22 protein-coding genes are annotated in these 20,380 nt (G+C 73.7%); 12 read left to right on the forward strand and 10 right to left on the reverse strand.

Features of this window, described 5'->3' with window-relative positions; all coding sequences use genetic code 11:
- The first annotated feature begins 149 nt into the window (after positions 1-149).
- Positions 150-602, forward strand: a complete 453-nt coding sequence (locus tag ETD96_RS04590; RefSeq protein WP_138634540.1) for a cysteine dioxygenase — start codon at positions 150-152, stop codon at positions 600-602.
- On the opposite strand, the gene ETD96_RS04595 is transcribed toward ETD96_RS04590, so the two are convergent.
- From ETD96_RS04595 to ETD96_RS04605, 3 genes are all read right to left on the reverse strand, one after another.
- On the reverse strand, positions 599-1,303 hold the full coding sequence (locus ETD96_RS04595; protein ID WP_138634543.1) for a TetR/AcrR family transcriptional regulator: 705 nt from the start codon (positions 1,301-1,303) through the stop codon (positions 599-601). The genes ETD96_RS04590 and ETD96_RS04595 overlap by 4 nt on opposite strands.
- A gap of 121 nt (positions 1,304-1,424) precedes the next feature.
- Entirely contained in the window at positions 1,425-1,658 is a 234-nt protein-coding gene (locus ETD96_RS04600) for a hypothetical protein (protein WP_138634546.1), read from the reverse strand.
- Positions 1,651-2,931 (reverse strand): PspC domain-containing protein, encoded by a 1,281-nt coding sequence (locus ETD96_RS04605; protein WP_171068857.1) that lies wholly within the window; start codon positions 2,929-2,931, stop codon positions 1,651-1,653. Before ETD96_RS04605 ends, ETD96_RS04600 begins: the two co-directional genes overlap by 8 nt.
- Positions 2,932-3,164: 233 nt before the next feature.
- Here ETD96_RS04605 and ETD96_RS04610 point away from each other — a divergent pair, with 233 nt between their 5' ends.
- The 3 genes from ETD96_RS04610 (at position 3,165) to ETD96_RS04620 (ending at position 5,883) form a co-directional block, all read left to right on the forward strand.
- Positions 3,165-4,337: an ATP-binding protein gene (locus ETD96_RS04610; protein WP_138634591.1), complete on the forward strand. Its 1,173-nt coding sequence runs from the start codon at positions 3,165-3,167 to the stop codon at positions 4,335-4,337.
- 52 nt (positions 4,338-4,389) lie between these two features.
- The gene (locus ETD96_RS04615; protein WP_138634552.1) at positions 4,390-5,031 is read left to right on the forward strand and encodes a LuxR C-terminal-related transcriptional regulator; all 642 of its coding nucleotides are present in this window, start codon (positions 4,390-4,392) and stop codon (positions 5,029-5,031) included.
- A gap of 93 nt (positions 5,032-5,124) precedes the next feature.
- Entirely contained in the window at positions 5,125-5,883 is a 759-nt protein-coding gene (locus ETD96_RS04620) for a DUF4190 domain-containing protein (RefSeq protein ID WP_138634555.1), read from the forward strand.
- A gap of 87 nt (positions 5,884-5,970) precedes the next feature.
- On the opposite strand, the gene ETD96_RS04625 is transcribed toward ETD96_RS04620, so the two are convergent.
- The 4 genes from ETD96_RS04625 to ETD96_RS04640 all read right to left on the reverse strand — a co-directional run bounded on the left by ETD96_RS04625 (position 5,971) and on the right by ETD96_RS04640 (position 9,330).
- Positions 5,971-6,876, reverse strand: coding sequence for a serine hydrolase (locus ETD96_RS04625; protein ID WP_138634558.1), 906 nt, complete (start codon positions 6,874-6,876; stop codon positions 5,971-5,973).
- A 43-nt stretch (positions 6,877-6,919) separates the two neighbouring features.
- The gene (locus ETD96_RS04630) at positions 6,920-7,375 is read right to left on the reverse strand and encodes an SRPBCC family protein (protein ID WP_138634561.1); all 456 of its coding nucleotides are present in this window, start codon (positions 7,373-7,375) and stop codon (positions 6,920-6,922) included.
- A 104-nt stretch (positions 7,376-7,479) separates the two neighbouring features.
- Positions 7,480-8,163 (reverse strand): PIG-L deacetylase family protein, encoded by a 684-nt coding sequence (locus ETD96_RS04635; RefSeq protein ID WP_138634594.1) that lies wholly within the window; start codon positions 8,161-8,163, stop codon positions 7,480-7,482.
- Between the two features lie 210 nt (positions 8,164-8,373).
- The gene (locus tag ETD96_RS04640) at positions 8,374-9,330 is read right to left on the reverse strand and encodes a nucleoside hydrolase (protein ID WP_240807226.1); all 957 of its coding nucleotides are present in this window, start codon (positions 9,328-9,330) and stop codon (positions 8,374-8,376) included.
- Positions 9,331-9,424: 94 nt separating this feature from the next.
- Between ETD96_RS04640 and dhaK the strand changes: the two genes are divergently transcribed.
- The 4 genes from dhaK to pcrA all read left to right on the forward strand — a co-directional run bounded on the left by dhaK (position 9,425) and on the right by pcrA (position 13,842).
- Entirely contained in the window at positions 9,425-10,420 is a 996-nt protein-coding gene (gene dhaK / locus ETD96_RS04645; protein WP_138634567.1) for a dihydroxyacetone kinase subunit DhaK, read from the forward strand.
- Positions 10,417-11,070: a dihydroxyacetone kinase subunit DhaL gene (gene dhaL / locus ETD96_RS04650; RefSeq protein WP_240807228.1), complete on the forward strand. Its 654-nt coding sequence runs from the start codon at positions 10,417-10,419 to the stop codon at positions 11,068-11,070. The genes dhaK and dhaL overlap by 4 nt, the downstream gene beginning before the upstream one ends.
- Positions 11,070-11,456 (forward strand): dihydroxyacetone kinase phosphoryl donor subunit DhaM, encoded by a 387-nt coding sequence (gene dhaM / locus ETD96_RS04655; RefSeq protein WP_138634570.1) that lies wholly within the window; start codon positions 11,070-11,072, stop codon positions 11,454-11,456. The genes dhaL and dhaM overlap by 1 nt, the downstream gene beginning before the upstream one ends.
- A 130-nt stretch (positions 11,457-11,586) precedes the next feature.
- Positions 11,587-13,842, forward strand: a complete 2,256-nt coding sequence (gene pcrA / locus ETD96_RS04660; RefSeq protein WP_171068858.1) for a DNA helicase PcrA — start codon at positions 11,587-11,589, stop codon at positions 13,840-13,842.
- Positions 13,843-13,857: 15 nt separating this feature from the next.
- Here pcrA and ETD96_RS04665 read toward each other — a convergent pair whose 3' ends face one another.
- Positions 13,858-14,352 carry a MaoC family dehydratase gene (locus ETD96_RS04665; RefSeq protein ID WP_138634573.1) on the reverse strand — a complete coding sequence of 165 codons (495 nt, stop codon included), beginning with the start codon at positions 14,350-14,352 and terminating at the stop codon, positions 13,858-13,860.
- Positions 14,353-14,372: 20 nt separating this feature from the next.
- Positions 14,373-14,972: a TetR/AcrR family transcriptional regulator gene (locus ETD96_RS04670; RefSeq protein ID WP_138634576.1), complete on the reverse strand. Its 600-nt coding sequence runs from the start codon at positions 14,970-14,972 to the stop codon at positions 14,373-14,375.
- Between the two features lie 49 nt (positions 14,973-15,021).
- Between ETD96_RS04670 and ETD96_RS04675 the strand changes: the two genes are divergently transcribed.
- Positions 15,022-15,564, forward strand: coding sequence for a GNAT family N-acetyltransferase (locus ETD96_RS04675; RefSeq protein ID WP_138634579.1), 543 nt, complete (start codon positions 15,022-15,024; stop codon positions 15,562-15,564).
- 87 nt (positions 15,565-15,651) lie between these two features.
- The gene (locus ETD96_RS04680; protein ID WP_205719107.1) at positions 15,652-16,398 is read left to right on the forward strand and encodes a TSUP family transporter; all 747 of its coding nucleotides are present in this window, start codon (positions 15,652-15,654) and stop codon (positions 16,396-16,398) included.
- Between the two features lie 30 nt (positions 16,399-16,428).
- Here ETD96_RS04680 and ETD96_RS04685 read toward each other — a convergent pair whose 3' ends face one another.
- On the reverse strand, positions 16,429-17,988 hold the full coding sequence (locus ETD96_RS04685; protein ID WP_240807230.1) for a glycoside hydrolase family 15 protein: 1,560 nt from the start codon (positions 17,986-17,988) through the stop codon (positions 16,429-16,431).
- Positions 17,989-18,287: 299 nt separating this feature from the next.
- Between ETD96_RS04685 and sucC the strand changes: the two genes are divergently transcribed.
- Positions 18,288-19,466: an ADP-forming succinate--CoA ligase subunit beta gene (gene sucC / locus ETD96_RS04690; protein WP_138634585.1), complete on the forward strand. Its 1,179-nt coding sequence runs from the start codon at positions 18,288-18,290 to the stop codon at positions 19,464-19,466.
- A 2-nt stretch (positions 19,467-19,468) separates the two neighbouring features.
- Entirely contained in the window at positions 19,469-20,356 is an 888-nt protein-coding gene (gene sucD / locus ETD96_RS04695) for a succinate--CoA ligase subunit alpha (RefSeq protein WP_138634588.1), read from the forward strand.
- The last annotated feature ends 24 nt before the right edge of the window (positions 20,357-20,380 follow it).

Consider the following 20,380-nt stretch of genomic DNA (forward strand, 5'->3'; position numbering starts at 1 on the left):
TGTGCTCGTGACCCAGCGCCCGTCGACCCAGGCGTCGACCAGCAGCCCCGTGGCCCTGCGCCGCGCGGCCAGCGCGCTGTGTCCTTCGTGTTGTCGCTGAACCGTTCGCACCGGCCCGACATCCGTACACACGAAGGACCCGTCTTCCCATGGACCTCTCCGTGGTTCCCGACATCGCCATGCGCGGCCAGGACGATCCGCACGGCCGCGCCGTCGCCGTCCGCCCGCCGACCGCCGGGCAGCTCGCCGCCCGTGTCCGCGACCTGGCCGGACGCCCCGACGCGTGGTGGCGGCTCGTCCGGTTCGACGCGGCCGGCCCGCGGGACGTCCCGCTCGGCGACGGCGTCTGGCTGACGACCTGGCCGCCCGGCCACGGCGGCACCGTGCACGGCGGCGTCAGCACGCTCGTCGCGGGGGAGCTGGCCGTCGTCGCGATCACCGAGCGCGGCGTCACCGAGCGGCCGCTGCGCGCCAACCGGGTCCGCGTGCACGGCGGCCCGCAGGCGCTCACCAACCCCGGCCCGGCCTTCGCCGTCAGCCTGCACGCCGTCGGCACGCCCGCCGTCGGCCTGCACGCCGCCGAGCCGGACGCCCGGCCTTAGCGCGGCTCGTCGGTGAGGTAGCGGGACGCCGCCTCCCGGCCGACGAGCGGCAGCAGCGCGAAGTAGGTCAGCGAGGGCAGCAGCGACGGCAGCTCCGCCGCGTCGCCCGTCTCCATCTGGACGTGGATCGCGCTGTAGACGCCGCCCACGATCGCGTCGACCACGGCGACCGGGACGGGCGGCAGCGACGGGCCGGTGAAGAACGCGCGGAACCGGGCGAGGTCGTCCAGCCGCGCCTGCCGGACCTGCGGGCCCGCCGCGTGCGCCTCCACCAGCGACGCCCGCGCGAACCGGGGCTCGCGGGCCAGCGCGGCGAGCAGCGTGCGCAGCGCCGCGTGGATCCCGTCCGGGGTGCTCGGCGCCGCCTCGTACGCCTGCGTCATGCGGCCGAGCAGGATGTCCATGCCGCGCCGGTAGGCGGCGAGGAAGCACTCGTCCAGATCGGTGAAGTGCGCGTAGAACGTCTTCTTGGTGACGCCGGCGGCCTCGGTGACCCGGCTGATCGTGGTGTGCGCGAACCCGCGCTCGGAGACGACCTGGACGAACGCGTCGATCAGCCGCCCCCGCTGGATGCCGGCGACGGTCTCGGGGGAGAGGCCGTGCCGTCCGGGCTTGATGGCGCGGCCCGGGTCCAGCGCGGACCGGGATCCGGGCAGCACGTCCGCGCAGCCCGCGTCGGGCGCCCCGGCCTGCCCCGTCATGGAAACCCGCTCCCGGAGATCCGCTCCCTCATCTGCCGTCGGGGATCACCCTACTTCCCGTTCCCCGGCGACGGGATCAGCGCGGGCCGCGACGGCGGGACGAGCACGGGCGGCGGCGGGATCAGCGCAGGTGCCGGCGGCGCCCGCGGGTCAGCACCCGGACGGTCCCGACGAGGCCGAGGCCGATCAGCACCACCGGGGCCAGCACGGTCCCGGACAGGATCCGCTCGTCCGACAGCCCCTCGGCGAGGAACAGCCCCGCCAGGGCGAGGAAGAACACCCCTGTCACCGGCCCCGCCGGGTCGAACCGGTACCGCTTCACCGCGCTCCCCGCGCTCTCTCGCCGCTCAGCCACGGTTCACGTCCACGTCTCCGACCTTCCCGCGTATGCGCAGCTCGATCAGCGGCGGGTTGCCGCCCGGCGTCTCCGGTTCGAGCACCTGCGTGACCTTGGCGTTGGGCCCGCTCGTCGTCCGGTTCTGGACGCGCAGGTCGCCGAGCGCGATCCGCGCGTCCACGGTGACCCGGGCGCCGGGCGGCAGCGTGACCGCCAGCCCGCCGAGGAGCACCTCCGCGTCGATGGTGACGCGCTGGCCGGGGGCGATCGGCAGCGCCGTGAGGTCGAGGTCGCCCTGGCCGACGCCGACCTTGTAGACCTGGTTCGTCTGCGACATGTCGGTGGGACGCCAGTCGACGGCCCCGTACTCGGCGTTGCGCGGCATGTCCCCCGCCACGGTCGTGGTCAGCATGCTCAGGGTCAGCAGGGTGCCCGCCGTGGCGAGGCCCCGCGTCCGGAACCAGCCGCCGACGACGAGGCCGAGCCCGACGACCGCGAGCGCGGGCGCCATGACGATCAGCCACGAGTCGGGCGCCGGGTACCCGTTCGCGACGGGGATCAGGGCCGCGCCCGCGGCCATCGCGGCCAGCAGCGTGATCGCCGTCGCCGGCGACCGGTCGCGCTTCCCGCACGCCTCCCGGCCGGCCTTCGCCGCGGGGACGTCCTCGGTGTGCGCGCCGGCGCGCGTGGCGGAGTACTCGGCGAGGTCGATCATTCCGGCGGGCAGCCCGCCGCCCGCCCGCGGCCCCTCGGGGACGTCCTTGTCGAGCGACACGCCGCCCGCCGCCGGCCGCTCCCACGCGGCGGACGGCTCCGGCGGGTGCCCGGCGAGCCGCTCGGGGACCGACCGCGCGGCGGCCACCAGGTCCGCGCCCCGCGAGTGCGCCACCACCAGCACCAGCCCGAACACCACCATCACGGCGATCGTGTCGGTGTAGGCCCCGCCGAGCAGGCTGAGCGCGACGCCGACGCACAGCAGCGCGCCGAGGATCGACAGGACGGCCTGCGCGTCGAACCACCGCTTGAACAGCTGCTCCGCGAGCGACGACTCGCCGGGGCTCCCGGGCATCAGCAGCGCCGCCGCGATGTAGAGGAGGACCCCCTGCCCGTGCGCCAGCACGAGGATCGCGAAGCCCACCCGGAAGACGACCGGGTCGATGCCGGTGTAGCGGCCGAGCCCCGTGCACACGCCGGCGAGGAGCCGCCGGTCGGCGTCCCGCGCCAGCCGCGAATAGCCCGGCCCCGTCCGCTCCCGCGTCGCCTGCTCGGCGTCCATCCCTGCCATGCCCATGCCCATATGGTGGCCTGCGGCCCGCCGCGCGGGGTATCGGGGACGTCCCTGACCCGACCCTGAACCGGGACCGGGGTAGGTCCCTGATGCGGTCCGGGCCCGGGGCGTGTGACGATCGGTGACGTGGGAGTTCCGAGGGAAGGGCGGCGGTGAGCCGGGAGGCGGCGGGCACGGAGAAGGCGGGCACCGAGGCGGCGGGACGCCCGGACGCGGCGCCGGTGCCGTCGCCGCCGCTGGAGCGCGCCGCCGAGGGCAGGCTGCTGGCCGGGGTGTGCCGCGGCCTCGCCGGGCATCTGGGCGTGGACGTGGTGCTCGTCCGGGCCGCGTTCGTGCTGCTGACGGTGGCGAGCGGGCTCGGCGTCGCCGCGTACGCCGCGTTCTGGATCCTGGTGCCCGTCGCCGAGAAGGCGCCGCGGGACGGTGCGACGGCCGCCGGGACGGGTGCGGCGCCGGGTGGCCGCCGGCGGGGCCGCGACTGGGGCCAGCTGCTCGCCTACACGGCCGTCACGCTGGGGCTCGCGGCGCTGCCGTGGGGCGCGGCGGGGGTCGTCCAGTGGGCGCTGTGGCCGTTCGTCGTCGGCGGGGTCGGCGCCGCGATCCTGTGGCAGCAGGCCGACCGCGACCAGCGGCAGCGGTGGACGCTGCCGCTCCGCCAGCGGTGGCTGCGCAGCCTGCTCGGGCTGCTGCTGGTCGTCGGCGGCATCGGCGGCGTCGTCGTGCAGAACGTGGAGGCCGCGCAGGCGCGGTCGGTGATCGTCGCCATGCTGATCATCCTGACCGGGGTCGCGGTGATCGTGACGCCGTGGGTGGTGCGGCTCTGGCAGGATCTGGACGCCGAGCGGCACGAGCGCATCCGCTCCCAGGAGCGCGCCGAACTGGCCGCGCACATCCACGACTCGGTGCTGCACACGCTGACGCTGATCCAGCGGAACGCGCACGACACGCGGGAGGTGCAGCGGCTCGCCCGGTCCCAGGAGCGGACGCTGCGGACGTGGCTCTACCAGCCGCGCGCCGACCCCGACCTGACGTTCGCCGCCGCGATCAGGGAGGCCGCCGGGGAGGTCGAGGACGACCACGGCGTGCCCATCGAGATCGTCTGCGTGGGCGACACGGCGCTGGACGAGCGGCTCGGCGCGGCGCTGCAGGCCGCGCGGGAGGCGATGGTGAACGCCGCCAAGTACGCGGAGGCGCCGTCGGTGTCGGTGTACGCGGAGGTCTCGGGCGAGGAGATCGCCATCTTCGTCCGCGACCGGGGCAAGGGATTCGACCTCGACGCGGTCCCGGCGGACCGGATGGGCGTCCGAGGGTCCATCATCGGACGTATGGAGCGCAACGGCGGGAAGGCCACCGTCCGCACCGCTCCCGGCGAGGGCACCGAGGTTCGGCTGGAGATCAAGAAATCGTGAGCGGAGCGATCCGGGGGGCGTGGGGGGTCGTCCCCCCTCGAAGGAGCAGGGCATGAGTGACGCGTTGAAGCGGGTCGTGCTGGTGGACGACCACCAGATGTTCCGGACCGGCGTGAAGGCGGAACTGGGCGGCGGCGTCGAGATCGTCGGGGAGGCGGGCGACGTCGACGAGGCGGTGGCGGTGATCCGCGAGGCGCGGCCGGACGTGGTGCTGCTGGACGTGCACCTGCCGGGCGGCGGCGGGATCGAGGTGCTGCGCCGGCTGCACGGCGCCGTCCCGTCCAAGTTCCTCGCGCTGTCGGTGTCGGACGCGGCGGAGGACGTGATCGGGGTCGTGCGCGGCGGGGCGCGCGGCTACGTCACCAAGACGATCTCGGGGCCGGAGCTGACGGACGCGATCGGCCGGGTCGCGGAGGGCGACGCCGTGTTCTCGCCGCGGCTCGCCGGGTTCGTGCTCGACGCGTTCGCCGCGTCCGACGTCCCCGCCGTGGACCCCGAGCTCGACCAGATCACCCAGCGGGAGCGGGACGTCCTGCGGCTGATCGCGCGCGGCTACGCCTACAAGGAGATCGCCAAGGAGCTGTTCATCTCGGTGAAGACGGTCGAGACGCACGTGAGCAGCGTGCTGCGGAAGCTGCAGCTGTCGAACCGGCACGAGCTGTCGCGCTGGGCCGCGGCCCGCCGCCTGGTCTGATCGCCGCCCGGTCTGACCAGCGCCCGGTCCGGCCGCCCACGCGGCGATCATTACGCCGCAAACGTGTATCGGTGCCCGATACAGTCACTGGTCATGACATATCCTCCCCCCGGATCCGGGTACCCGGGTCCGCAGCCCCCTTACCAGCCGCCGCCGGCGCCGCCCGGCCCGCCAGGCCCGCCCGGGTACGGCTCCCCGTACCGCAACGACTCGACCAACGGGCTCGCGGTCGCGGCCTTCATCACCGGGCTGCTCGGCTGCCTCGGCGTCCTCGGGATCATCCTCGGGGCGATCTCGCTGAGCCAGATCGGCCGGAACGGCGGGCGCGGCCGCGGGTTCGCGATCGCCGGAATCGTCCTGTCCTCCTTCTGGATCCTCGGCGCGGTCGTGGTCGGCGTCGTGGCCGCCGCCAGCGACTCCTCGTCCGACGGCGGCAGCGCGCTGCCGCGGCCGTCGCAGAGCAAGACCCAGACGGTGGACGCGCAGAAGATGAAGGTCGGCGACTGCATCAACGACGCCGCGACCGCGGCCAACCCGTCCGACACCGAGCCGGTGGAGGTCGAGAGCGTGAAGATCGTGCCGTGCACCGGGCCGCATGACGGCGAGGTCGCGGCGGTCTTCCGGCTGACGGGCTCCCTCATGCCGCCGGAGTCCGAGCTGCAGCAGCAGGCGTCGGACGGCTGCAAGCTCCGCACCCGCGCGCGCATCAACCGCGACCCGGCGGCGAGCCGCCTCGCGAACTCCTTCTACTACCCCACGGACGAGTCGTGGCGGCAGGGCGACCGCACCGTCACCTGCGTGATCGTCGCGGCGAACGACGGCACGAAGCTCACCCGGCCGGTGCGCCCCTGAGGTGACCGGCATCCGCCGGGCGGCCGGCCCGCCGCCCGGGCCCGCGGGACCCCGTGACCGTTCCGGGAGCCCCGCGACCCCGCCGGCTCACGGATGCGAGTCGCGCATGGTGCTCACGACCATCTCGGCCATGTGCTCGACCGTGTCCACGCCCTTCTCCATCGTCGGGCTGTCCCCGCTGCACACCGCGATCAGGAAGTCGTGGTCGCGTCCGGTGATGCGGCCGATGCTGTTGACCGCCCATCCGTGCCCCTGGAAGCGGACCGGCGTCCAGCCGTTCTTCAGCGCCACCTTCTCGCCCGGACGGGCCGCCGCGCTGACGCCCCACGCCTGCTCCTTCACCACCGTGCCCATCAGGCCCAGGATGTACTGGCGGTTCGCCGCCTTGATGGGGCTCTTGTCCGATGCCAGGTTCCGCAGCAGGCGCACCTGGTCGGCCGGTGTCGTCAGGGACGAGCCCCACGACCCGGCGAACGGCGTGGTGTTCCTCAGGCCGAGGCTCCGGTTCGCCTTCCTGACGCCGCCGTTGCCGCCGGCCGCGGAGTAGAGCGCGTCGGCCGCCGAGTTGTCGCTCTCGCGGATCATCTGCCCGGCGAGGTCCCGCTGCCCCGCCGTCAGCGCGTCCCGCCCGCGCTGCTGCCGCAGGACGAGGCTGGACAGGATGTCGACCTTCATGACGCTCGCGGTGACGAACCGCCCGTTCTCGTTCTCCCCGAAGGACAGGCCCGTGCGCAGGTCGGTGGCCATGATCCCCGCCTTGCCCGGACGGGTGCCGAGGTAGGCGCGGACGGCCTGGGTCAGCGCCGTCCGGTCGAACGGGCGGGTCCGGGCCTCGTTCGCCACGGCCGCCTCCCGCCCGGCCTTGATCGGTCCGGTGGCGCCGACGGTCGCACCGCTCTTGCGCTGCGGTGCGTCGGCGACGAGCCAGTGGGCGGTGAGTCCCGCCCCGGTGGCGCCCGCGGCCAGGGCGAGCACGATGATATGACGTCGCATCGATCCCCCCGAATTCGTGCGACAGGTGATGGTCCGAAGAGCGCTAGAGGACGCCGGGCAGCCGTGCCGGGCAGCCGGGCTCGCAGCGCTCGGCGTGCCAGGCGACGCGGCGCGCGTACGACCCGAACCGGCGGCGCAGGGCGGCCCGCGTGACGCGGCCGGTCCCCGGGAACCCCTCGACCTCGCCGCGCCAGCGGATCAGCGTCCCGCCGGAGTGCGGCTCCAGCGTCACGTCGACCAGGACGCGGCGCCGGGGCGGGCCGGTGCGGGCGATGTAGCCGTAGTGCCGCGGCGGGTCCCAGGCCACGACCTCCTCGCGCCAGGGCGGGACGGTCCGGACGGCCCCGATGCCGTTCGGGTGCTCGGTCCCGTCGGCCTCGCGCCGCGCGCGGATCCAGAAGCCGCCCCACTCGCCCCACGCCTCGGCGAGGCACAGGTGCTTGAAGATCACTTCCGGTTCGGCGCGGGATCTGGCGGTGGCCTCGATCTCATGCGGCATGACAACCCCCCGTGTTCTGTCACGTGGGGTGCATGCCCGATCTGCGACCAATTACGGCATGTAAGGGGGTGGATTTATAGCGTGACCGAAATTTGGGAGTGCGTTCAGGCGGTGTCGACGACCTGGAAGGACTCGGCGAGGCGGCCCTCCGGCAGGCCCGCCGCCGCCGCGTTGGCGCCCAGCCAGCCGCGCAGCATCTCCGGCAGCCCGTCGCCCATGTGCCCGGTCTGGCTCACGTGCGCGCGCAGCGCGTTCACCTTGCGCTCGAAGCGGTCGGTGATGTCGACGTAGTGGTTCACGACGGGACCGCCGCTGATCCACACCTCCCGCGCCGTCCACGCCTCCAGGCCCTCGTCGGCGAGCAGCTCCGGGAACGCGTACGGGTTGCGGGCGTCGGGGTAGACGGCGTCGAGCGCGGCCGAGCCGGCCGCCCGGTGGTCGGGGTGGCTCGGGTAGATCCGCTCGTAGTTGCGCTCCGGGCTCGGCATCAGCACCAGGTCCGGCCGCACCTGCCGGATCACCCGGGCGATGTCGCGGCGCAGGTCCAGGGTCGCCTCGACGCGCCCGTCCGGGTAGCCGAGGAACCGGACGTCGGTCACCCCGACGCACTTGGCCGCCGCGCGCTGCTCCTCCCGGCGCAGCGTCGCCATCTCCGCGCGGGAGACCTTGTCGTCGAAGCCGCCCGCGTCGCCGTCGGTCACCATGAGGTAGACGACCTCGATGCCCCGGTCGGTCCAGCCCGCCACGGTCCCGGCCGCGCCGAAGTCGACGTCGTCGGGGTGCGCCATCACGGCGAGGACCCGCCGCACTCCGCCGTCCTCCGGCCCCGGCCCCGGCCCGCCGCCGTCCAGCGGACGCGCTCCGCTCGGCCCCTCGTCGTCCAGAACGTTGGTCACGGTTTCAACAATAAGGTCCGCGAACGTTCCGGGCACCTCCGGAAGATCAGGTATTCGCGCGCCGCGAAGCCGGAACGCGGCCAGAGCGCGCTCAGAACGAGGTCAGAACGAGGTCAGCGCCGCGAGAAGCCGGTCCTGGAACGCCGCCACGTCGCTGCCGACGGCGACCTTGACCGGGCGGCGGGTGTCCTCGGCGGGCAGCGACCGCGCGTCCCACACGGTCGTGCCGCGCGTCAGCTCGCCCCGCAGCTCCACCCGGACGGGCCGGTGGGCGTACTCGCCGAGACCCGGGTCCACGGCCAGCATCGCGGCGAGCGCGTCGTGGATGACCGCGCCCCGGCGCTTCAGCGTCGGCGTGTAGGCGACCTCGTAGAACTTCAGGATCCGGGCGGCGAAGCGGGCGACCTCGCCGTCGTGCGCGGCGAGCCGGTCGAGCCAGTCGTCGTGGACGGCGGTCGGGTGGGTGGCGTCCAGCGGCACCAGCACGACCGGCCAGTCCGCCGCGAACACCAGGTCGGCGGCCTCCGGGTCGTGCCAGATGTTCGCCTCGGCGTGCGTCGTGATGTTGCCCGGGTGGTCGAACGCGCCGCCCATGACGACGACCTCGCGGATCAGCGACGGGAGCTCGCCGTCCAGCAGCAGCGCCGCGCCCAGGTTCGTCAGCGGGCCGGTCGCGAGCAGCGTCAGCTCGCCGGGCCGCTCGCGCGCCAGCCGGACGATCTGCGCCGGGGCGGGCTCGGCGACCGGCCGTCCCGCCGGTTCGGGCAGGTGCGTGTCGCCGAGGCCGTCCGTCCCGTGCCAGTCCAGGGCGTAGTGGACGTCCTGCGCCATCGGCCGGTCCGCGCCGACCGCGACCGGGACGCCCCCGGTGATCCCGGCCGCCTCCAGCACGCGCAGCGTGTTCAGCGCGCCGGTCAGCGGGTCGATGTTGCCGTGCACCGTGCCGACCGCCGCCAGTTCCGCCTCGCCCGCCCGGACCAGCGAGGCCAGGTAGAGCAGCGTCATCGCGTCGTCGATGCCGGTGTCGCAGTCGTAGAGGAACGCGGGTCCGTTGGTCACGACCGAAAACCTATACGGGCGCGGGCGGTGAAGATCGCGGACCGTCCGCGATTGGGTCTGGGACGCGGCGCCGCACCGGGGTAGAGCAAGAGACATGCGCAAACTCATCAACGCCCCGGCGGACGTGGTCTCCGACGCGCTGCGCGGCCTGGCCGCCGCGCACCCCTCGCTGAACGTCGACCCGGCGAACGGCACCGTCGTGCGGGCGGACGCGCCCCGCGCCGGGAAGGTCGCCCTGGTGTCGGGCGGGGGATCCGGTCACGAGCCGCTGCACGCCGGGTTCGTCGGCCACGGCATGCTGGACGCGGCCTGCTGCGGCGAAGTGTTCACCTCGCCCGTCCCCGACCAGATCATCGCGGCGACGATGGCGGTGAACGGCGGCGCCGGAGTGGTGCACCTGGTGAAGAACTACACCGGTGACGTCATGAACTTCCAGCTGGCCGCCGAACTCGCCGAGGACGAGGACATCGAGGTCACCTCGGTCATCGTGAACGACGACGTCGCCGTCGAGGACAGCACGTTCACCGCCGGGCGGCGCGGCACCGGCGCGACCCTGTTCGTCGAGAAGATCGCCGGCGCGCTCGCCGAGGAGGGCGCGGCGCTGGACGCGGTCGCGGCGGTGGCGCGGGAGGTGAACGAGCGCAGCCGGTCGTTCGGCGTCGCGATCTCGCCGTGCACGGTGCCCGCCGCCGGGACGCCCACGTTCGAGCTGGGCGAGGGCGAGATGGAGCTCGGCATCGGCATCCACGGCGAGCCCGGCCGGGAGCGTGTCGCGCTCGGCACGGCGGCGGAGATCGTGGCCGCGTCGCTCAGCGCGATCGACGCGGACATGGCGCTGTCCGGGTCCGAGGTGCTGGTGCTGGTGAACGGGATGGGCGGCACCCCGCTGATCGAGCAGTACATCGCGTACGCGGCGGCGGCCGAATGGCTGGAGGGGCACGGCGCGACCGTCGTCCGCACCCTGGTCGGCCCGTACGTGACGAGCCTGGAGATGGCCGGCTGCATGATCAGCGTCTGCCGGATGACGCCCGACCTGACCCGCCTCTGGGACGCGCCCGTCGAGACCCCCGGGCTCCGGTGGGGCCGATGAACACGGGCTCGATGAACCCCGGCTCGATGAACGCCGACGACTTCGCCTCCTGGATCCGGCACGCCGCCGAACTGGTCACCGCCGACGCCGAGCGGCTCACCCGGCTGGACGCGGCCATCGGCGACGGCGACCACGGCCACAACCTCGACCGGGGCTTCCGCGCCGCCGTCGACGCCCTCCCGGAGGGCGTCCCGCCCGGCAAGGTGCTGATCGCGGCCGGGCGCGCCATCGTGTCCAAGACCGGCGGCGCGTCCGGCCCCCTCTACGGGACGGCGCTGCGCCGCGCGGGCAAGGCCCTCGGCGACGCCGCCGACGTGGACGCCGCCGCGCTCGGCGCCGCGCTGCGGGCCGCGCTGGACGGCGTCCGCGACCTCGGGAAGGCCGCCGACGGCGACAAGACGATGGTCGACGCGCTCGCCCCGGCCGTCGCGGCCTACGAGGCGGCGCTGGCGGACGGCTCCGGCCTCGCCGGGTGCGTGCGCACCGCCGCCGAGGCCGCCGCCAAGGGCGCGGACGACACCGTCCCGATGCAGGCGCGCAAGGGCCGCGCGAGCTACCTCGGAGCGCGCAGCGTCGGGCACCTGGACCCGGGCGCCGCGTCCACCGCGCTCCTGTTCGGGGCGCTCGCCGACGTGACGGGGGAGGGCTGATGGTCGGCATCGTGATCATCTCGCACAGCCGGACGCTGGCCGAGGGCGCCGCCGAGGTCGCCCGCGCGATGGGCGTCGGCAAGGCCGTCGTCGAGCCCGCCGGCGGCGACTCCGAGGGCCGCCTCGGCACCAGCATCGACCTGGTCGAGCAGGCCGTCGCCGCCGCCGGCGACGGTGACGGCGTGGTGCTGCTCGCCGACCTCGGCAGCTCCGTCCTCACCGCCAAGATGCTCATCGAGGACGCCGACGGCGACGACGTCCTGCTCGCGGACGCGCCCCTGGTGGAGGGCGCGGTCGCCGCCGCGTCCATGGCGGCGACGGGCGCCGACCTCGCCACCGTCCACGCGGCCGCCGAGTCGGCCCGCGACCACCGCAAGACGTCCTGACCTCCGGCCGTGGCGGGCCCGTGCGCGGCCCGCCACGGCCGCGGTCACGTCGTGTCGGGCCCTTGCAGCGTGTCGGGCCCTTGCAGCAGGACGCCGAAATCGTCCGCGCCGCGCCGTAGACTCGCACGTGATGTCGAAGACCGAAGCTCACCCCTTGCTCGATGGCCTCAACCCGCAGCAGCGCGCCGCCGTCGTGCACTCCGGCGGCCCCCTGCTGATCGTCGCGGGCGCCGGCTCGGGCAAGACCCGGGTGCTCACCCACCGCATCGCGCACCTGCTCGGCGAGCGGGACGTGCACCCCGGCCAGATCCTCGCGATCACCTTCACCAACAAGGCCGCCGCCGAGATGAAGGAGCGCGTCGACGCCCTCGTCGGGCCGCGCTCGCGCGCCATGTGGGTGATGACGTTCCACTCCGCCTGCGTGCGGATCCTGCGCCGCGAGGCCAAGCGGCTGGGCTTCCCCACGAGCTTCTCGATCTACGACCAGGCCGACGCGAACCGGCTGATGGCGCTGGTCTGCCGCGAGCTCGACCTCGATCCGAAGCGGTATCCGCCGAAGTCGTTCAGCGCCCAGGTGTCCAACCTGAAGAACGAGCTGATCGACTACGAGACGTTCAAGGACCGCGCCTCGACCCACATGGAGCAGACGCTCGCCGAGGCGTACGAGATGTACCAGGCGCGGCTCCAGCAGGCCGGCGCCATGGACTTCGACGACCTGATCATGATGACGGTCAACCTGCTGCAGGTGTTCCCGGAGGCCGCCGAGCACTACCGGCGCCGGTTCCGGCACGTCCTCGTCGACGAGTACCAGGACACCAACCACGCGCAGTACGAGCTCGTCCGCGAGCTGACGGCCCCGGTCGAGGGGGTCGGCGCGGCGGAGCTGTGCGTCGTCGGCGACGCCGACCAGTCGATCTACGCGTTCCGCGGCGCGACGATCCGCAACATCCTGGAGTTCGAGCGCGACTACCCGGACGCCACGACGATCCTGCTGGAGCAGAACTACCGCTCCACGCAGACGATCCTGTCCGCGGCCAACGCGGTGATCGAGCGCAACGCCGACCGCAAGCCGAAGAAGCTGTGGTCCGACCAGGGCGAGGGCCACAAGATCACCGGCTATGTGGCCGACAACGAGCACGACGAGGCCGCGTTCGTCGCCCACGAGGTCGACCGGCTCACCGACGAGGGCGACGCCCGCCCCGGCGACGTCGCCGTGTTCTACCGCACCAACGCCCAGTCGCGCGTCTTCGAAGAGGTGTTCATCCGCGTCGGGCTGCCCTACAAGGTCGTCGGCGGCGTCCGGTTCTACGAGCGCAAGGAGATCCGCGACGCCCTCGCCTACCTGCGCTGCCTCGCCAACCCCGAGGACACCGTCTCGTTGCGGCGCATCCTGAACGTCCCGAAGCGCGGCATCGGCGACCGCGCCGAGGCGTGCGTCGAGGCGTACGCGTCCCGCGAGCGCATCTCGTTCTGGCAGGCGCTCCGCGTGCCCGAGGACGTCCCCGGCATGGCGACCCGCTCGATCAACGCCGTCCGCGAGTTCGTCACCCTGCTGGACGAGCTGCGCGCCGCCGCCGAGTCGCTCACCCCCGCCGACCTGATCGCCGAGGTGCTCAAGGCCAGCGGCTACCTGGAGGAGCTCCAGAACTCCAAGGACCCGCAGGACGAGACCCGCGTCGAGAACCTCCAGGAGCTGGAGGCCGTCGCCCGCGAGTTCGAGGAGCGCCTCGACGGCGAGTCCGCCGAGGGCCGCCTCCCCGAGTTCCTGGAGCAGGTCGCGCTGGTCGCCGACGCCGACTCCATTCCGGGCGGCGCCAAGGGCGGCCCCGTCCCGCCGGGCGAGCAGCCCGAGGAGAGCGAGCACGGCGTCGTCACCCTGATGACCCTGCACACCGCGAAGGGCCTCGAATTCCCGGTCGTGTTCCTCACCGGCATGGAAGACGGCGTCTTCCCGCACCTGCGCGCCATGAGCAACCCCAAGGAGCTCGAAGAGGAGCGCCGCCTCGCCTACGTGGGCATCACCCGCGCCCGGCAGCGCCTCTACGTCTCCCGTGCCGCGATGCGCAGCTCGTGGGGCGCGCCGCAGGTGAACCCGCCGTCCCGGTTCCTCGGTGAGGTCCCGAAGAGCCTCGTCGAGTGGGAGCGCGAGGCGTCGTCGACGTCCAGCCCGGCGATGTCGCGCATGGCGGCGCGGCCCGGCACCCGCTCACCGGGGAACCGCCCCGTCCCGTCCCTCGCCCCGGGCGACAAGGTCACCCACGACGCGTTCGGGCTCGGCACCGTCGTCTCGGTCTACGACCGCGGTGAGAAGGCCAGCATCGACTTCGGCGGCGAGTACGGGGTCCGCACCCTCGTCCTGCGCTTCGCCACCATCGAGAAGCTCTGACCCGCCCGGCCCCGGTCAGGCGGGGCGGCGGCGCAGGAGGTTCATCGGGAGGGTGTGCAGGACGACCTGGTCGTCCTGGTTGAGGAGTTCGGCCCGGGTGCGGACGATGCCGCGGTCGGGCTTGGAGCGGGACGGGCGCGCCTCCAGGACGGCGACGCGCAGCCGGAGGCGGTCGCCGGGGCGGACGGGCGCCGGCCAGCGCAGCTCGTCCACGCCGGGGGAGGCGAGGCTCGCGACGCGGGACAGGAAGTGGTCGGCGAACAGCCGCATCATGATCGAGCCGGTGTGCCAGCCGCTCGCGATGATGCCCGCGAACGGGCCGGTCGCGGCGAACTCCGGGTCGACGTGGATCGGCTGCGGGTCGAACCGGCGGGCGAACTCGATGATCTCGGCCTCGTCCGGCGTGACGTGGCCGTACTCGTAGACCGAGCCCTCCTTGTAGTCCTCGAAGTAGCGGTCGTCGATCGGGGTGGGGAAGTCGGCGCCGAGGGCCCGCGTGCTGATCGTCATGGCCCCAGCATCGCGCGTTCTCACTCCGCGGGGGAGTCCGGGGCGAGGGACGCCAGGAACGCGTCGAGCATGGCGATCTGCCGGTCGGGCGGGAAGGCCGCGGGGTCGAAGAGGGCGTGGACGACGAGCCCGTGCGCGAAGGCGGCGGCGGACGCGACGACCTCGTCCACGTCGCGGGAGCCGGGCAGCTCGCCGCGGGCGACCGCCGCCGCCACGTGCGGGCGCAGGCGGTCGCGCCAGCCGCCGTAGCGGTCCCGCTGGCGGGCGGCGAGGTCGCGGTCGGCGAGCGAGACGTCCCAGGAGCTGACCCACACGCGGTTCATGGCCGTCGCGGCGGGGGTGAGGGACAGGACGTCGAGGAGGGCGGCGCGCAGGGCGGGCAGGCCCGGCCGCGCGGTGCGGAGCGGGCGGTTCGCGGTGCGCTCGTCGGCGACGTCGAGGGCGTGCTCGACGAGGGCCCGCTTGTTCGGGAAGTAGTGGGTGAGCAGGCCGGTGGAGGCGCCCATCTCGGCCGCGACGGCGCGCAGGGTCAGGCCGCCGAAGCCGTGCTCGGCGAGGACGCGCCAGACGGCCTCGGACACGTCCCGGCGGCGGGCGTCGTGATCACCTCGGGCGGGCATTCCCGTAGGGTACATAACAAATGTTCGGTACGTACCCCCTGGAGGTCCGATGTTCGCTCTCACGCTCGCCGACGGCGCCGAGCTCCGCCCGCTGGAACCGTGGCGGGCGGCGGAGTTCGCCGAGCACGCGCGGGCGGTCCGCGCCGAGATCGACGAGTACATCCCGTGGGCCCGGACGGTCGTGGACGAGGAGACGGCCCGCGCCCTGCTCCAGTCGTACGCGGAGAAGCAGGCCGCCGACCGGGGGCGCATCTACGGCATCTGGGTCGACGGCGTCCTCCAGGGCGGGACCGTCTTCCGGACGTTCGACGCGAGTCAGGGCACCTGCGAGGCGGGCGTCTGGCTCGCGGCGGGGGCGCGCGGGCGGGGGCTCATCACGACGTCCGTCCGCCACATGATCGACTGGGCGTTCGGCGTGCGGGGGCTGCACCGGGTCGAGTGGCTCTGCGATCCGCGCAACACGGCCAGCGCGGCGGTCGCGAAGCGCCTCGGCATGACCTGCGAGGGCGTGCTGCGGCAGGGGTTCACGCTGGGCGGCGAGCGCCGGGACGTCCAGGTCTGGGCCGTCCTCGCCGACGAGTGGACCTCGTGACGCCCCCGGGGACGCCGATAGGGTAACCAGCGATCTCTGATTCACTCCTTACCCCCGGGAGTCCCCGTGCACGCCGAGCAGGTGCTCATGCTGCTGGCCGCCGCCGTCGCGGCCGGCTGGGTCGACGCGGTGGTGGGCGGGGGCGGGCTGATCCAGCTGCCCGCGCTGCTGCTGGCCAACCCGGGGCAGCCGGTCGCGGCGGCGCTCGCCACCAACAAGCTCGGCTCGATCGCGGGCACGGCGTCCGCGGCCGTCGCCTACGCGCGCAAGGCCAAGCCGGACGTGCGCGTCGCCGTCCCGGCGGGGGTGCTCGCGGTGTGCTGCGCGGCGGGCGGGGCGCTGTGCGCGACGGTGATCTCCTCGGACGTCCTCAAGCCGGTCATCATGGTCGTGCTGCTGTCGGTGGCCGCGATCGTGGTGCTGAAGCCCGATCTCGGCCGGGCGCCCCGGCTGGTGCTGCGGACCCGCCGCCGGGTCGCCGCCGCGGTGCTCGTCCCGGGCGTCGCCATCGCCTTCTACGACGGGCTCGTCGGGCCCGGCACGGGGACGTTCCTGGTCGTGGCGTTCACCGCGCTGCTCGGCATGGACTTCGTGGACGCGTCCGCCACCTCGAAGATCATCAACGCCTGCACCAACCTCGGGGCGCTGCTCGTCTTCGCCGCGCAGGGGCACGTGCTGTGGGCGGTCGGACTGGGCATGGCGGTGGCCAACGCGGTCGGCGCGCAGCTCGGCGCGCGCATGGCGATCAAACGCGGCGCGGGGTTCGTCCGGGTCGTCCTGCTCTGCGTGGTCAGCGCGCTCGTCGCGAAGCTCGCCTACGAGCAGTTCAGCTAGGCGAGCAGTTCGGCTGGGCGAGCGGTTCGGCTAGGGGACGGGCAGCGGGCGCTCCAGCGCCGCCAGGCTGAGCAGCACGAGGGACGCCGTCCACCCGAGCGGCGCCGGGCCGGCGGGCTTGCCGGTCGGGCCGACCTTCTCCGGCAGGACACCGAGGGACGTGCGGTGCGCCGCCAGCCAGCTCAGCCGGGAGAGCGCCTCGTCCGTGCGGCCCGCCGCGGCGGCGTTCAGCCCGAACAGGGCCGTCTCCGGGGTCCAGGCGACGTCCGGGGTGCCGGACCAGCGCTCGCCCGGCAGCACGCCCCCGTTCGGCAGCGACTGCTTGCGCGCGGCGTCCCCGATCGCGGCGGTGACCTCGGGGTCCTCCGGCGCGAACGGCGGGGCGAGGAACGTCACGGAGGTGTCCATCAGGCCGCCGGGGACGGGCGAGCGCGGGTAGCCGTAGGGCGCGAACTGCCGGGCCACGGCGTCGGCGACCCGCTGCGCCGCGCCCCGCCACTCGGAGGACTTGCCGGGCTCGCCGCGCATCCCCGCGAGGTCGGCGGCGGCCCGCAGCCCCGCCAGCACGGGTCCGACGACGCCGAGCGTGGGGCGGCGCGGGTCCTGCTCGCGGCCGGGGTCGCGCTCCCAGTAGTCGGACGAGGCGGGCGGCAGGCCCTCGGCGTCCAGCGAGCGGGTCAGGTGGTCGGCGGCGCGCCGCACCATCGGCCACAGGTCGGGCAGCTCGTCCGGCGCGCCGGTCTGCACCCGGTAGAACCAGGCGGCCCACAGCACCCAGCCGAGCGAGTCGAGCTGCGGGACGCGGCCGTCGGTGACGGCCGTCCCGTCGGCGTTGTAGCGCGCGGCCCACATGCCGTTGTCGCTCTGCACACGCGCGAGGAAGCGCAGGACGCGGCGGGCCTCCGACGGGTGCCCGGTGACGGTGAAGGCGGCGACGGTGAACGCGGAGTCGCGCGGCCAGGAGTACCGCCACTTGCTGTACCAGGACGCGAGCGACGCCCCGTTCGGGCGGGTGAGGAGCCGCAGGTCGAGCAGCGCGCGCGCCGACATGTCGCGGTAGGTCTGGCCCTGCCCGCCGGTGGGGACGGTGCCCTGCGCGAGCCAGGCGCTGTCGGACCGGACGGCCCTGCCGACGCGCGGGTCGGACGCGTCCACCGTGATGGGCTTGTCGCCGCCGGACGGGATCAGCCGCACGCGCCCGTCCGCGAGCCGGACGACGGAGCTGTCCGGCAGGTAGGCGGCCCCTTCGGCCTGCTCGGGGGAGAGCGGGACGCCGGTGAACGGCCAGCCGCCCCCGCCGACGAGGCCGGGGCTCGCCCAGCCGGAGCCGGCCGGTTCGGGCGCCGTGGCGCCGCCGGTCGCGATGAGCGCGGCGACGAGCAGCAGGGCGGTGGCGCGGCGGACCTTGCGGGCGCCCGACCGCCTGCGGGAGGAGGTGCCGCGTCGTCCACGGCCGCGTCGTCCGGTGCCGCGATGCTCGGGCCCGCGCCGTGCGGGCGGCACGATGGGAGTGCCCGGTGCGGGCCGTACTTGGACGGAGGCCGTGACGGACGCTGTGACGGACGCGTCCCGTTCCTCCGCCATCGCCATCCGTTCGCCCCCTTCGCCACAGCCCAGCGCAGCGAATTAAGTACATCAAACTACGTCAATTGGTTCATCCTCCTCACGAGCCACTACGTGCCCACACCTCAGGATGAGACACCTCGGGCCCCGCCGCCCTTGCCGCCGGGGAGAACTATCGGTGACATATGGACCCGGCGGCATCACCATGAAGGCGGGTTGACTAGGCTGCATCGACGGAGCGGACCGCAGAGTGCCGGCCGCACGGAAACCCGTGTAGATCGCCGACTCGTGTGGTCTTTGGCTGTCGATCCGTTAAGGACGCCCTCGTGGACCTGTTCGAACATCAGGCGAAGGAACTCTTCGCCGAGTACGGGGTACCGGTGCCCACCGGCAAGGTCGCCCATACTCCCCAGGAAGCGCGCGCCATCGCGGAGGAGCTGTTCTCCGCGGGCAGCAAGAAGGTCGTGGTCAAGGCCCAGGTGAAGACCGGCGGCCGCGGCAAGGCCGGCGGTGTGAAGCTGGCCGACACGGCCGACGAGGCGGAGACGCTCGCCGGCCGGATCCTCGGCATGGACATCAAGGGCCACACGGTCCACAAGGTCCTGGTCGAGGAGGGCAGCGCGATCGCGCAGGAGTACTACTTCTCCTTCCTGCTCGACCGCGCCAACCGCACCTTCCTGTCCATCTGCTCCGTCGAGGGCGGCGTGGAGATCGAGGAGGTGCCGCACGACCGGCTGGCGATGGTCCCCGTCTCCCCGCTGGACGGCGTCGACCGGGCCCAGGCCCGCGCGATCGCCGAGCAGGGCCGGCTGCCCGAGGAGGCCCTCGACGGCGCCGCCGAGCTGATCGAGCGGCTGTGGGCCGTGTTCACCGACGAGGACGCCTCCCTCGTCGAGGTGAACCCGATGATCCTCACCGCCGACGGCCAGGTGAAGGCCCTCGACGGCAAGGTCACCCTGGACGACAACGCCGGGTTCCGCCAGGACCACGAGAAGTACGAGGACAAGGCCGCCGCCGACCCGCTGGAGGCCGCGGCCAAGGCCAAGGACCTCAACTACGTCAAGCTCGACGGCAGCGTCGGCATCATCGGCAACGGCGCGGGCCTCGTCATGTCCACCCTGGACGTGGTCGCCTACGCCGGCGAGCAGTTCGGCGGCCAGAAGCCCGCCAACTTCCTCGACATCGGCGGCGGCGCGTCCGCCGAGGTGATGGCGAACGGGCTGGAGATCGTGCTGTCCGACGCGGCCGTCAAGTCGGTCTTCGTCAACGTCTTCGGCGGCATCACGGCCTGCGACGCCGTCGCCAACGGCATCGTCTCGGCCTACCAGCTGCTGGCCGACCGCGGCGAGGCCGTCGACCGGCCCCTCGTCGTCCGGCTCGACGGCAACAACGCCGAGCTCGGCCGCAAGATCCTCAGCGACGCGGCGCTGCCCGGCGTCCAGCAGGTCGACACCATGGACGAAGCGGCCAAGCGCGCCGCCGAACTCGCAGCGGCAGGTGCATGAGCATGGCCATCTGGCTCACCGAGAACAGCAAGATCATCGTGCAGGGCATCACCGGCTCCGAGGGCACCAAGCACGGCCGCCGGATGCTCGCGTCCGGCGCCCAGGTCGTCGGCGGCGTGAACGCCCGCAAGGCCGGCCAGACGGTCGACTTCGACGGCACCTCCCTCCCGGTGTTCGGCACCGTCAAGGAGGCCATGGAGCAGACCGGCGCCGACGTGTCGGTCGTGTTCGTCCCGCCGAAGTTCACCAAGGACGCCGTCGTCGAGGCGATCGACGCCGAGATCCCGCTCTGCGTCGTCATCACCGAGGGCATCCCGGTGCACGACACCGCGCACTTCTGGGCCTACGCCGAGAAGAACGGCAACAAGACCCGCATCATCGGGCCGAACTGCCCCGGCATCGCGTCCCCCGGCAAGTCGAACGCCGGCATCATCCCGGCCGACATCACCACGCCCGGCCGCATCGGCCTCGTGTCCAAGTCCGGGACGCTGACGTACCAGATGATGTACGAGCTGCGCGACATCGGCTTCACCACGTGCGTCGGCATCGGCGGCGACCCCGTCATCGGGACCACCCACATCGATGCCCTCCAGGCGTTCCAGGACGACCCGGACACCGACGCCATCGTGATGATCGGTGAGATCGGGGGCGACGCCGAGGAGCGCGCCGCCGCCTACATCGAGCAGCACGTGACCAAGCCGGTCGTCGGCTACGTCGCCGGGTTCACCGCCCCCGAGGGCAAGACCATGGGCCACGCGGGCGCGATCGTGTCCGGCTCCGCCGGCACCGCGCAGGCGAAGAAGGAGGCCCTGGAGAAGGTCGGCGTCCGGGTCGGCAAGACCCCGAGCGAGACGGCCGTCCTCATGCGGGAGATCATGCAGAAGCTCTGACCCTCCGCGGGACCACCGAAAGGA

This window comes from Actinomadura geliboluensis (assembly GCF_005889745.1).
Classification (GTDB): domain Bacteria; phylum Actinomycetota; class Actinomycetes; order Streptosporangiales; family Streptosporangiaceae; genus Spirillospora; species Spirillospora geliboluensis.

What these genes read in the sequence shown, in the direction of transcription:
- ETD96_RS04590 (WP_138634540.1), top strand. Translation starts at nt 150, where the DNA reads ATGGACCTCTCCGTGGTTCCCGACATCGCCATGCGCGGCCAGGACGAT.
- ETD96_RS04595 (WP_138634543.1), bottom strand. Translation starts at nt 1,303, where the DNA reads ATGACGGGGCAGGCCGGGGCGCCCGACGCGGGCTGCGCGGACGTGCTG.
- ETD96_RS04605 (WP_171068857.1), bottom strand. Translation starts at nt 2,931, where the DNA reads ATGGGCATGGCAGGGATGGACGCCGAGCAGGCGACGCGGGAGCGGACG.
- ETD96_RS04615 (WP_138634552.1), top strand. Translation starts at nt 4,390, where the DNA reads ATGAGTGACGCGTTGAAGCGGGTCGTGCTGGTGGACGACCACCAGATG.
- ETD96_RS04620 (WP_138634555.1), top strand. Translation starts at nt 5,125, where the DNA reads ATGACATATCCTCCCCCCGGATCCGGGTACCCGGGTCCGCAGCCCCCT.
- ETD96_RS04625 (WP_138634558.1), bottom strand. Translation starts at nt 6,876, where the DNA reads ATGCGACGTCATATCATCGTGCTCGCCCTGGCCGCGGGCGCCACCGGG.
- ETD96_RS04630 (WP_138634561.1), bottom strand. Translation starts at nt 7,375, where the DNA reads ATGCCGCATGAGATCGAGGCCACCGCCAGATCCCGCGCCGAACCGGAA.
- ETD96_RS04635 (WP_138634594.1), bottom strand. Translation starts at nt 8,163, where the DNA reads ATGGCGCACCCCGACGACGTCGACTTCGGCGCGGCCGGGACCGTGGCG.
- dhaK (WP_138634567.1), top strand. Translation starts at nt 9,425, where the DNA reads ATGCGCAAACTCATCAACGCCCCGGCGGACGTGGTCTCCGACGCGCTG.
- dhaL (WP_240807228.1), top strand. Translation starts at nt 10,417, where the DNA reads ATGAACACGGGCTCGATGAACCCCGGCTCGATGAACGCCGACGACTTC.
- dhaM (WP_138634570.1), top strand. Translation starts at nt 11,070, where the DNA reads ATGGTCGGCATCGTGATCATCTCGCACAGCCGGACGCTGGCCGAGGGC.
- pcrA (WP_171068858.1), top strand. Translation starts at nt 11,587, where the DNA reads ATGTCGAAGACCGAAGCTCACCCCTTGCTCGATGGCCTCAACCCGCAG.
- ETD96_RS04665 (WP_138634573.1), bottom strand. Translation starts at nt 14,352, where the DNA reads ATGACGATCAGCACGCGGGCCCTCGGCGCCGACTTCCCCACCCCGATC.
- ETD96_RS04670 (WP_138634576.1), bottom strand. Translation starts at nt 14,972, where the DNA reads ATGCCCGCCCGAGGTGATCACGACGCCCGCCGCCGGGACGTGTCCGAG.
- ETD96_RS04675 (WP_138634579.1), top strand. Translation starts at nt 15,022, where the DNA reads ATGTTCGCTCTCACGCTCGCCGACGGCGCCGAGCTCCGCCCGCTGGAA.
- ETD96_RS04680 (WP_205719107.1), top strand. Translation starts at nt 15,652, where the DNA reads ATGCTGCTGGCCGCCGCCGTCGCGGCCGGCTGGGTCGACGCGGTGGTG.
- ETD96_RS04685 (WP_240807230.1), bottom strand. Translation starts at nt 17,988, where the DNA reads ATGGCGATGGCGGAGGAACGGGACGCGTCCGTCACAGCGTCCGTCACG.
- sucD (WP_138634588.1), top strand. Translation starts at nt 19,469, where the DNA reads ATGGCCATCTGGCTCACCGAGAACAGCAAGATCATCGTGCAGGGCATC.